General features: G+C 50.4%; 8 protein-coding genes. All 8 read right to left on the minus strand.

All coding sequences use genetic code 11. The features are described 5' to 3' along the window. Positions 1 to 213: 213 nt before the first annotated feature. The 8 genes from RSX24_RS24295 to RSX24_RS24330 all read right to left on the minus strand — a co-directional run bounded on the left by RSX24_RS24295 (position 214) and on the right by RSX24_RS24330 (position 12267). Entirely contained in the window at positions 214 to 1899 is a 1686-nt protein-coding gene (locus RSX24_RS24295) for an ABC transporter substrate-binding protein (protein ID WP_343262008.1), read from the minus strand. Positions 1900 to 2118: 219 nt separating this feature from the next. Beyond that, the gene (locus tag RSX24_RS24300) at positions 2119 to 3021 is read right to left on the minus strand and encodes a carbohydrate ABC transporter permease (RefSeq protein ID WP_236420504.1); all 903 of its coding nucleotides are present in this window, start codon (positions 3019 to 3021) and stop codon (positions 2119 to 2121) included. Between the two features lie 15 nt (positions 3022 to 3036). Then, positions 3037 to 4017, minus strand: coding sequence for an ABC transporter permease (locus RSX24_RS24305; protein WP_339274695.1), 981 nt, complete (start codon positions 4015 to 4017; stop codon positions 3037 to 3039). Between the two features lie 381 nt (positions 4018 to 4398). Next, positions 4399 to 7293 carry a glycoside hydrolase family 2 protein gene (locus RSX24_RS24310; protein ID WP_343262009.1) on the minus strand — a complete coding sequence of 965 codons (2895 nt, stop codon included), beginning with the start codon at positions 7291 to 7293 and terminating at the stop codon, positions 4399 to 4401. Positions 7294 to 7555: 262 nt separating this feature from the next. Beyond that, positions 7556 to 9127, minus strand: coding sequence for a response regulator transcription factor (locus tag RSX24_RS24315; RefSeq protein ID WP_343262010.1), 1572 nt, complete (start codon positions 9125 to 9127; stop codon positions 7556 to 7558). After that, positions 9120 to 10910: a sensor histidine kinase gene (locus RSX24_RS24320; protein WP_343262011.1), complete on the minus strand. Its 1791-nt coding sequence runs from the start codon at positions 10908 to 10910 to the stop codon at positions 9120 to 9122. The genes RSX24_RS24315 and RSX24_RS24320 overlap by 8 nt, the downstream gene beginning before the upstream one ends. A 154-nt stretch (positions 10911 to 11064) precedes the next feature. After that, positions 11065 to 11487 carry an OsmC family protein gene (locus RSX24_RS24325; RefSeq protein ID WP_236420499.1) on the minus strand — a complete coding sequence of 141 codons (423 nt, stop codon included), beginning with the start codon at positions 11485 to 11487 and terminating at the stop codon, positions 11065 to 11067. A gap of 33 nt (positions 11488 to 11520) precedes the next feature. Continuing rightward, positions 11521 to 12267 (minus strand): amino acid ABC transporter ATP-binding protein, encoded by a 747-nt coding sequence (locus RSX24_RS24330; protein WP_236420498.1) that lies wholly within the window; start codon positions 12265 to 12267, stop codon positions 11521 to 11523. Between the last annotated feature and the right edge of the window lie 12 nt (positions 12268 to 12279).

Raw genomic sequence — 12279 nt, forward strand, 5'->3', positions numbered from 1 at the left:
CAAAAAGACGTTTACATCGGTACAAGGATCCATGCTCAACTGAAATGTAAGTGCTTTCATACCTGAATAATAATACCTTGCATAACCCCTTGTCAATAACCAATTTCAAAAAATGAAAACGGTTTTGGGAAAACGTTTTAGGCACAAAAAAAAGACCCAAATCAATGGGTCCTTTCTTTTTTAAACTTGACTTGCCGCTCAAACGAAAAGATCTTACTGGCCATTCCACAGTTTTACGCGGTTTTGAATAAGCTCTGTATATTGTTGTTCCATTTTCGTAGCTCCTGCTGTCTCCAAATCAGCCAGCATCGTATCATACACACTGTCAAACTTGTCGACCGGACTCAGGATCGCTTCCGGAATGCGTTTGCGGATAATGTCCTGTGTCTTCTGGTAGATGACGTTATAATCCGAGTCGCCAGGAGTTGGCAAGTTGTATGCAGCGCCCCACGCTTTGACCGGGAACTCATCCTCTTTCGGATACAGATCCTTCCATGTTGTTGCACCATAAGCCTTGAGGGTTTCTTTCTCGGCATCGGAATAAGACGCTACGATTTGTTCAGGGAAGTTCGTTGTATAGTAGTTGCCTGTCGAATCCTTCACGCCATCGCCGTAGTGACCCGTCATGTTGGTGTACAGACCGATCCCTGTTTCCTTCTGGAAAGCCGCTGCATTGTTTACTTTTTGGTCCAATACATCTGCAGGGATAACGCGTTTCCCGTCCTTCACTTCATAGTGTTTGCCTTCAATTCCCCAGTTTATCAATACTTGGCCTTCCTCGGACGCCAAATAATCAAAGAACTTAATCGTACGTACCGGATCCGGATTCGAAGTGGTGATGCCTACACCCCAGCCAGATACAAAGCCCGGATCTTGGAAAGAATGGTCTTTGATGTCGCTGGACAGCGTTACAGGGAAGTGGGAATATGTTGCTTCATCCTTGCCTGCCGATTTCAGTGCGTTCTTTGCATCAGCATAACCCCAATCCTGATCGATTACGCCGAGTACGCGGCCGCTGGCGATTTTCGATTTGTACTGGTCCGTTTTTTGCACAAAGCTGTCTTGATCAAGCAATCCCTCATTGTACATTTTGTTCAACCAACGGAAGTATTCTCTTTCCTCCGGACGTTTGTAATGAAGCATCGCTTCATACGTTTCCGGGTTGATGTAATATTCTCCATCATCCGGAGCGCCTGTGGACAAGAAAGCCGGATTCGTTACGGTAATCATGATTCTCCAGTCATCCGCATCCAGCGACAGCGGGATGGTTGGCTGCCCATCAATGGTTGGATGTTTTTCTTTGTAAGCTTTCAACACATTCTCAAAATCCTCAAGCGTCTTCACTTCAGGGTAACCGAGTTCTTTCAATACACGGTGTTGAATACCGAAACCGCCGCCTGCGTCAAAATATTGCTGATCTACCGCGTAATACGACGGCAGCACATAAATGGCCTGGTCTTCGTTGCTGTATTTCAGCCGGTCCATGTAATCACCATACAGCTTTTTCAAATTAGGAGCATATTGATCGATCAGATCCGTCAGATCTATCATTGCACCGGCATCCACAAGCTTGCTGAGTTCACCTTTCGGTGAAACAATGTCGGGATAGTCTCCGCTTGCTGCCATCAAAGAAATTTTGTCCTGGCCGCCGCTTACCGCGAATTCTCCGTTAAGGGTAACCCCGGTTTTCTCTGTGATCACCTGGCCTACTTCGTCTTTCATACTGTTCCAGTTGGAACTTGGGTCAACGCTGAAAAAACTGAACGTAATTGGAGACGTATCCCCGCTTGTGTCCTCGTATGCTCCATTGCTGCTGTCACCGGCTCCGCCACCGCAGCCTGCGAGTAAAGACATCGCAAGCACGGGAGCCAGTGCGGCTTTCATTTTGAAATTCGCCATGATGGTAATTCCTCCCTAATCCATATGTCTATCTTGTGCGGGACTTTTTTGTCCCTGTCTATAGCTTCATGGATGCCGTCGCCGCAGCCCTATACGGTGAAACGCCAACCGAGGTTGGCATTTCGGGCATCCCGAGCTTTTTTATTATACTGTTTCTCTTTAAAGTTATCTTTATCTCTGTATTTTCTGTGACTTTCTTATATCTGTGTTGACCAAGTCTTATGATTTTACAGCACCCAGCGTCATACCGCCCACAAAGTATCTTTGCAGGAACGGATACACGATCAGGATTGGAACCGTAACAACGATGGTAATCGCCATTTTGATGGACTCAGGAGAAACCTGTGCCATCTGCTGTGCCAAGTCGTTGACATTACGCCCTGCACCAGAGCCTTGTTGGGTACTTTGCAGTACCTTCATCAGCTCGTACTGGAGCGTAGTGAGATGCGCTTTCGAACCGTTGTACAGGTACGTATCGAGCCATGAGTTCCATTGCCCTACAGCCAGGAACAATGCGATCGTTGCCAGTACCGGCTTACAGAGCGGCAGGATGATTTTGTAGTAGATCGTGAAGTCATTCGCACCGTCCAGCTTCGCGGATTCCTGCAAGGCGTACGGCAGGCCGTCGATGAAGGAACGGATAACGAAGACGTTGAACGCACTGATCATGCCCGGCAATACGTAAACCCAGAACGTGCCGATCAGGTGCAGGTCGCGCATCAGGATGTATATCGGAATCAGACCGCCAGTGAAATACATCGTAATCGCCAGCGTAGTAGAAACGAATTTTCTCAATTTGAAATCAGGTCTGCTGAGCGTAAAGGCAATCATCGAAGAACTGATCAAACCGAGCAATGTACCTACAATCGTACGGAGAATAGAGATTTGCAAACCTTGAAGCAAGCTGTCATATTGAAAAATCGTTTTATAGTTTTCCAGCGTAAATTCCCGAGGCCATAAGTAAATTCCGCCACGCACCGTGTCCATCGAATCGTTCAATGAGATCGCGAGTACGTTCAGGAACGGATACAGCGTTACGATCAGCACCAGGGCCAGCACGAGAACATTGAATAGATCGAACAGTTTATCGCCACGAGTTGCATTGAATGATTTGTTCGCCATATGGTCTCCCCCTCCCTACATGATGCTTTCTTTCGTGAATTTTTTGAACAATCCGTTCGCCGTGAACAAGAGAATGATACTTACGACGGAGTTGAATATCCCGATTGCCGTACCGTATGAGAATCGTCCCAAGTTCAAACCATAGTTCAGCGCATATAGATCAAGGACTTCCATATAGTCGGTGACGAGGCTGTTGCCCAGCAGCATCTGTTTCTCGAACCCGTTGCTGACCAAGTGACCGATGGACATGATGAACAATACGGAAATGGTTGTCCGGATACCAGGCAGCGTAATGTGCCACATCTGTCTCCAGCGGTTTGCACCGTCAACCCGGGAAGCTTCGTACAGCTCTTGGTCGATCCCCGTGATGGCCGCCAAGTAAATGATCGCGTTCCAGCCGCTTTCTTTCCACATGTCTGAAGCGGTTACAATGTACCAAAACAAGTTGCCTTTCGCCATGAACTGGATGGGTTGATCAATTAAATGCAGGCCCATCAAAATGTCGTTGACAATACCGCCGTCCGTCGAGAGCATTTTGGTAATAATCCCTGCAACAACGACCCAGGATACAAAGTGAGGCAAGTATGATACCGTTTGCACCGTACGTTTAAAGAATTTGCCTTTAAGTTCGTTCAGCAAGATCGCAAGGAAAATCGGCACAACGAAACCGACAATCAGTCCCATAAAACTCATTGCCAGCGTATTTCTAAGTACCAGATAGAATCGTTCGTCACTGAACAGCTCTGCAAAATGCTTGAAACCAACCCACTGCTGTTCCGAGAAACTTCTGGCCGGTTTATAATTTTGGAAAGCCATCGTCCATCCCCATAGTGGCAGATAGTTGAATACAAAAACCCAAACTACGAATGGCAATGACATGAGATAAAGAAACTTTTGTTGCTTGATACTCTCCCAAATTGCATTCCGCCGATTTGTGGGCGGTTTGGGGTCACTGCTCTTTTTCGCGGAAGCGGATTGTTTTGTCAGCGTTTCCATCTCCGTTCCCCCTCCTCTAATTTATAGATTAATCATACCTGATAGAGCGTTTTCAAAATACCAGCTTGATTTTAGAGAAAATCATATAAAAATTAGATATGGACCAGGTCAATGAGACATTTTGCATGCAAAATCAGTCATTATTCAGCCTTTTAATTTAATAAAATGAAACATTTTGGTAATTATAATTTGAAATGGAAAATGACGAAAACGTTTTTGGAAATCGTTTACCCGTGCTAAGTCAAACGCACGTATTCATGTATTTCTCTCCACATTTCATTAGGAAGCCCTTCCCGTCTCTATATAAGCAGAAAGGCTTGATCCCTTTTTAGGAATTTCTGCAGGGAAGCAAAAAAAGAAGCCTTTGCAGGCTCCTTCAATCTATAACGCGAAACGAATGGGCTGCAGCTTCACCAGACCTAGCAGCTGCCCTGCCGAAATGGACGATTCCGGCCTAAATTCGTCCCCCAGCAGATAAGCAAGCATTTCTTGAAACAGAAAGCTCGCTTCCGGACGTTTCATCATCGCAATATCGGAAAAAGGAAATGTCGATAAGAGCAGTTTGCCCTTGCCTACGTTGGCCTCAAAAGCGTAGGCCAGCCGTTTCGCTCTGTGAAAGTGATCGATCACTTCAATTAAAGGCTGTACCCCTGCCAATGTGTCCAAACAGATCGCTGGCGTGCCCTGAATGAGATGATACCAATGCCAGTCGGACGCTTGATCATGGGGAAACCTTCCCAGCAATGGCAATCGATCAGGCAGGCATAGTCCCATGGTTGCGCCATGCTGGGTGGCAAACATAAGATAGTTCCAGAAGACGGGCAGGTATTTGGTCTCTACCGCATCATACAAACCCTCGGCATTCGTCTGGAGCCAAACACTTCCCCCATTGACCAAAACATCGAGTACATTGGGGGTCAAAGATGGCGTAATGATCAGGCCGGTACGATCTTCACGCAGCAAATGATGCCCGTTCAGATCATCCAACTTTCCTTCGTGAGCCCCCAGCAGGTAAGGCTGCAATTCGCTGATACTGTTCCAGATCCGGTGGCTCTGTTCATGGACCTGATACCGCGGGAATGACCACCCGTGCCAAACATTTGCAGCTATTACCTCTCCACGGGTTGACCTGATCTCCGCTTCGATGCAAAATCCGGTTGCCCCCTCCCGCGGGGCATTTACGTTCAACGTTCCCAGAGATCGGACAGATCCGCAAGCCACGTCATCGCAGCTCCATCCTCCTTCGCTTATCGTTTCGCCATCGCGGACCAAACGCCACTGCACCGATACGTTCTGAAGGGGCTCCGTTCCGTAATGCGATACGCTGACCTGGGCTTGAATGGCCTCCCCGCCAAAGAATGTGCGCTGATCGCAGCCCAGCAGCAGAACGGTTCCGGCATTGCACCGCCGGAATTCCTCGGGCTCAATCATGCCTTTGCTCTCCCAGAACACATCCAGGATGCCTGTCGTGGCATGTCCCTGCCCGGGAAAATCGCGAATATCAAGCAGCTGCAAGCCTGCTGCATCCGACGTCCGGCGCACCCGCTCCATGGCCTCCTTGAGCGAACGGACCAAATGCCGGCCGCTTGCCTGCTGATAACGCTCCAGAATGTCGCCGTTCATCCCTTGGCGAGATAGCGATTCTTCGATCGGCTCCAGCCAGCTTGGCCGAAGAACGCCCGTGTATTTACCCTTCTCTTGAGGACGCACGTACATGGTGAACTGCGCGTGTTCATGCCCGATGACCGGACGATCGGACAGCCGGGTCACCGCACGGTAATCAAGCGTGGTGTCAGGTACAGCGGACCATTCCGACTCCAACGGCGGATGCCAATTCAACGACTGGATATAAAAATCCGCCATTCTGCCTTGGGCCGGCAATTGCCCGAACCCCGTGTTGTCCGTGTACAGCCGCGTTGAATCCATGCTGCGGGCATGCTCTACAAGCTCGTTCAGCTCGGGATGGCCATTCGGCCCGATGAGCTCGTTGCCCAGCGAAAAGAGCACGAACGATGGATGCTTCTGCAAAGCGTCAAGCAGCCCGTCCAGTTCGCGCTTCAGAAAAGAGAGGACATCTTTCGGAGCGGCCTGTTCCCGATTCTCGAACCATCTCGACCAATGCGGGAGCTCGGCCTGCACCAGCATCCCCTCTTCATCCGCGGCTTGCCAGAACGGTTCCGGCGCACTCCAGCCGTGCAAACGAACATGATTGAATCCGTATGACTTGGCCGTCCGGAACTGTGAAATGTATTGCTCCTTGTCCCATACCGGATACCCTGTAAGCGGGAAAATGCAGCAGTCCACGTACCCTCGCAGGAACACAGGCTGTCCGTTCAAAAGAAACCGGGTTCCGCTCGCCTCGAAGGAGCGCATACCAAAGGTCAGTTCAACCCGGTCCAACTCCTGTTCTCCGCTCTGCAAGCGAACAATCGCCTTATACAACTGTGGAGAAACATCCGACCACAGGGCCACCTTTTTTTCCCGCCCCAGATCCAGCTCCCATGGCTGAAGCTGAACAGAACTACCAGCAAGCTCCGCCGGGTCATTCGCTTTTAAGATATCCGTGGTCACATCGTGTACTTTTTCCGTTAGCCATGTGCCATCAGGATGCTGAACCCGCACATGCAGCTTAAGTTCATCAAACACTTGCCGATGAGGAAGGTTCAATGAACCACGGAGCGCCATCGTACCTCGTTCGGGATCCTGGTCTGCCTTCAGGCTCTCGATATGGTACGGCGGCATCGCATCCAGCCATATTCCTCCCGTCACGCCGCCCCACGCCGTTGCAGTATGCAGGGAATGAATATGACTGCCGCCAAGCGGATATTTCATCGTGTTGTCTACGCGCAGCACCACTTCGTTAGAGGTCCCTTGTTTGACCAGTGAAGTAATGTCCCACGCATGCTTGCAAACGAGGCTTTCCTGCAGGCCTGCATGCTGGCCATTGATCCAGAGATCGGTCGTCCAGCGAACCCCGTGAACCCTAAGCACATAATGCATGCCAGGATAAGCCGGGATATGTACCTCGCGCGAATACCAAGCCGCTCCCTCATATTCCCGAACCTTGGTCCATGTGTCGATTCGCTGGTACGTTGGCGCTTCGCCATACCCCTGTTCCTCCCATGAACCCGGAACTTGAATCTCCCCCCAATCCAGGTCAGGTAAAGCCAATGTCTGTTCTGGAGTCTGTTCGCCAGAATCAGGATCCAACGCAAATTGCCATATGCCATTCAAATCCATCGTTTGCCGGGCCGTCCTCACTTCCAAAAAGGTCATCAATGTTCTCCTCCTCGCTCAAGGCCTACAAAGTACATCCAGTTTACGTTGGTTCTTCCAAGATCACCATTGCTTATCCATTGTTCTCGATGGACGATTTCATGAAAATCCGTCGTTCCCCCATTTCATGTACCAAGACCAAAAACCACCAACCCTTTTATGGCTGGCGGTTTTCATGTTTATATAGATCATGACCAAGATAACCGAAAACGTTTTATTTTATGAAGACGAAGGTGGATCGTCCGGAGGATTCGACAACAGATTATTCTCCTCCGGACTCCCCGGATTGACCTTTGGATTGCGAACGTGCCTGTTTATAGGCCGAAGGTGACTCACCCACGTATTTCTTGAATTTTCCGTGGAAATAGTCCACATTGGCATAACCGACTCTGGCTGCCACCTGATGGACCTTCAGCCCTTCGTCGAGCAATTCCTTCGCCTTTTCCATCCGCACCTTGTCCAAAAACGCATTGAAATACTCTCCCGTGTGGTTTTTGAACAATTTACCCAAATAGCTGCTGTTATAATTAAACACTTCGGCTAACACTTCCAGCTTGAGATTCTCTCCGGGATTACGCCGGATGAAATCAATCATCTGCTTCAGCACCGTATCTTTGCTGCCGCCGCCCATACGCCCGATCAATCCGGTAAGATGGCCTTCCGCCATGATTTTCAAATCGGACAAGGTTTGCTGATGGTATACTTCCGTAATCAACATGGAATGCTCCTGCATAATCGGCTGCATATGCTCGTTCGCTGCAGCAAGCTTGTTCAGGGCAAGGGAAAAAATTTGCGAAAACGCCGTTTTGATGGCCTGTTCTGACCGGTGATAGGGAACGATGCGCTCCTCCATCTCCGACAATACGCGCATAACCGATTCGCTGCTGCGAATGTCGAGCGCGTAGTAGAGCTTGTCTGCCAGCTCAGACTCGTCGGGCGCGCTCATTTCTTCCGCAGGCAAAGACGTGCCCCGGTTCAACTCGTCGCTCCACAGCATCACCCTTTTCTTCGCAAACAGAAAACGGTCGTTCAGCACCGCATTGGCTTGCTCGTAGGACAACGCCATGTCATGGACGGAATGCACGGGTTGGCCGGCGGCCGCATACATGCGGATCTCCCACTCTCCAAGCAATTGGCTCCATTCTTCGTACAGCCCCTTGGCCGCTTCCTCGGTCGTCAGCGGTTCCCTGCACAGCAATCCCAATCCGGAATGGAAGGAAAAAACAATCCCCCTGTCCTTGTGGTCAAAGGCATCCACCAGTTTCCGTTTCACTGCATTGCTCCGCTGCACGTCCGGAGCCGCATGCAATTCGAACAGCACGATCTGGTACATCGGCCACCGCAGCCCGAGCGTGTCCGCTTCCCCGCGGCCCTCGAGATGATCGAACAGCAATGCTTCGATTTGATGTTCACGGTACGCCGTATCTTCGCCGACATGCCGGGTCAACGCTTCGCGCTCACGTTCAAACACCCCTGCAATACGCTGCAATTCGGCAATCATCTCTTCCTCGTCAACCGGTTTAAGCAGGTAACCGTCTACGCCGAAGCTGATTGCTTTCTTGGCATAATCGAAATCCGCATAACCGCTCAGGATCAAGAAATGCGATTCGGGATACTGCTTGCGGATCTCTTCAATGACGTCCAGTCCGGTCATGCCGGGCATGCGGATGTCGATGATCGTCAGATCGGGGCGGAGCTCCGGAAAAAGCGAGATGGCTTCCCTCCCGCTGCCAGCCGTTCCCGCAATTTCAAATCCGTATTGTTCCCAATCGATAATGGTGGTGAGTCCTTCGCGTATGCTCGGTTCGTCATCCACCAAAAACACTCTATACATGCTCGTCCCCTCCTGCAGGCAAGGTAAACGTAATTTCGGTCCCTTCCCCATACTCGCTTGAAATCTGTAATCCATGCTCCTCACCATAGGTCAGCGTCAGCCGCTGATGCACGTTCCTCAAACCGATTCTGCTCTTCTCCTGTTCCTCCGGCCCGCTGACGAATTGCAACACCTCAGCCAACCGTTCTTCCGTGATTCCGGCACCATCATCGCGTACGCGGACCTGAACCATGCCCCGTACCGGGCGAATGTCTACTTCGACATGAACCGTGCCTTCCTTATTTTCCAGGCCATGCACGATGGCGTTTTCAACCAAAGGCTGAATGATCAATGGTGGAATGTACATCTTTTCCAAGCCCGCATCGACGTGAATCCGGAACGCCAGGCGGTCAACGTACCTGAATTTCTGAATCTCCAGGTAAGAGCGCACCATTTCAAGCTCGGCCTGAAGGGTTGTTTTATCGCTTCCGATCTCTAGGCTTTTCCGCATCAGCTTGCCCAACAGCCGAACGATATTGGCAATCTCCGCTTCGCCTTGAATATGCGCTTTCATGCGAATCGACTCCAGCGCGTTGAATAAAAAGTGCGGATTGATCTGGCTTGCCATCATTTTAAGTTTAATCTCTTTTTGGGCAATTTCCAATTGGTTGTTCTGCTCCGTGGTCTCCACGACCTGAACCATCAGTTCGTTGATGCTCTTCACCATGTAGTTGAACTGGCGGGACAGCTGTCCGATTTCGTCATTGCCGTCGATGCGCGAGGTCACATTCAAATCGCCCAGCGCAAGCTTGTTTAATTGTTTGCTCAGCCGCAAAAGCCGATTCGAAGTCAGAAACGAAATAATGTATACCAATAACAGGGCAATCATAAGCACAAGGATAATGAAAATAAGGCCGATCATGCTGATCATATTCGCATCTTTCACAATGTCCTTGGTTTCGAAAACCGAAATGATCTTGAGGCTGTTTATGCTCGAACCCGGCCGGAGCTCGTCAATGACGATATTGGACGGTTCACCCCGAAAGTCGGCTTCCAGCGTTCCCTTCGCCTGGTTCTGCAAATCGACGCCGAAATCGAGCTCATTGAGCGTTTTGCCGACCCAATTCGTATTTTTGGCTGCGATGACATATCCCTGCTCATCCGTAATCAACGTTTCGAAAGGCTCCTGCCGTAACAGCTCATTAAGCTCGTCCTGATTGATTTCGATCATCAGCACCCCTCGCGAACGATATTCGGGAAAAGGTACTTTTCGAACCAGGCTGAGCTTGTGCACCGGATTGTCTCCCTTGTCGGGAATGTAAAACCAGCCGATGCTGGTGGAGGTCAACGCCTTTTTGTACCAATAACTATCCCTGGTCTGCTCATCCACCGGAATAAACTCCAGATTGTTGATCAACGTCGGGTTGGTGGAATAGAAACGAATGCCCGCCACTTCGCGGTAAAGGCGCTTGTATTCCTGAAAATCCTTGTAGGCCAGATAGGCGCTGGTCAGTTCGACCACGCTCTCATAACGTTTGTTCACGATTTCCTTCAGGTCCTCGTTAAACATAAGAATGTTGGAAATGTCCGTAGGCACGCGCAGCAGCGTCGTCGTTTGGGTCTTCACTTTCTCCACGTTATTTACCGTCTGCTCGATGGCATTGTTCAATGCCTGCTGCCGGAAATAGGCCGTCACCGCCAGTCCGATAATTAAAACGGGAACCATCACGACAAGCACGTACGATATAAGCAATTTATGCTTCAATTTGAGATTGTTGGAGATCCGTATCAGCCTTCTCAGCATATTCTGCACCTTCTTCGTTGGTCTAAGCGCTTACAAATAAGGTACAGGATCACGGCCATCCTGCCCTTCTGAACTATCATACCATATCCTGAAAGCAAAGAGGCCGCCACTGCCATGGCGACCTCGTTATGCATTTATTTATTGCCCCTACACATTATGGGCGCGGCGTTTCCACGCCGTTCAAAATGAGGATGGGATGAATGTCCGCGCTGAGGGACGCGGAGACCGCGCAATATTTTTCTTCGGCCATTTGGATCGCTTTCCAAATCCGGTAGTCCGGAATATCTCCATCCACGCGGAAAATCAGGTCGATCGACGTAAACCCTTTGGGCATGCCTTCACTGCGCGTGCCTTGTGCTTCGATCTCGATGGATGAAATTTTGTCGAGGAAGGCATCCAGAATCATCGTGATGTCGATGCCCATGCAGCCGCCCAGGCCCGCAAGCAGCAATTCCATAGGGGTGGCTCCTTTTCCGTCGCCGCCGTATGCAGCCGTGGCATCCAAACCTACGGGGTAACCTGAAGGTCCTTCCGAGACGAAGGCGCGTTTGCCTTTCCATACCGTTGTTACGTTCATGTTGTTGTCCTTCTTTCCCTATTTATAATAAATTCAAAATTCCGTCATCTGTTGTAAAAATCGGCGCGTGCGCTCCTGCTGCGGACGTTCGAAGAAATCCTTTGGGTTCGCTTCTTCCACAATGACGCCATCGGCCATGAACACGATTTTGTTCGCGACGTTGCGGGCGAACTTCAATTCATGAGTCACGACAAGCATGGTCATGCCTTCCTGCGCCAGCTCCTTCATGACGGATAACACTTCGCCGACAAGCTCGGGGTCAAGCGCCGAGGTCGGTTCGTCGAACAGCATGACTTCCGGCTCCATCGCCAGCGCCCTGGCAATCGCCACGCGCTGCTGCTGCCCGCCGGACAATCGCGAAGGATAGGCATCCTGCTTCTCAAGCAGGCCTACCCGATCCAGCAGCATGCGCGCACGGGCGGCCGCTTCGTCGCGTTTCACTTTTTTCACCGTGACGAGCCCTTCCATGACGTTGCCAAGCACAGTTTTATGCGGGTACAGATTGAATTGCTGAAACACCATGCCTGTACGGCGCCGGATATCCTGCACGCGGGCGCGCTGGGTTTTCGGCGCATCCTTGCTGTCCACAACGATGCCGCTGACTTCGATCCGCCCGCCGGTCGGCTGTTCAAGGCCGTTGATGCAGCGCAGCAATGTGCTCTTGCCCGAGCCGCTCGGTCCCAGCAGCACGACGATGTCTTTGGCATTGACATGCATGTTAATATTTTTGAGCACTTCATTTTGATTAAAGTGCTTGCTTAATCCCGTTATGTTAATCACCGGTACTCCCCC

It is taken from the genome of Paenibacillus hubeiensis, from assembly GCF_032334105.1.
Lineage (GTDB): Bacteria > Bacillota > Bacilli > Paenibacillales > Paenibacillaceae > Paenibacillus > Paenibacillus hubeiensis.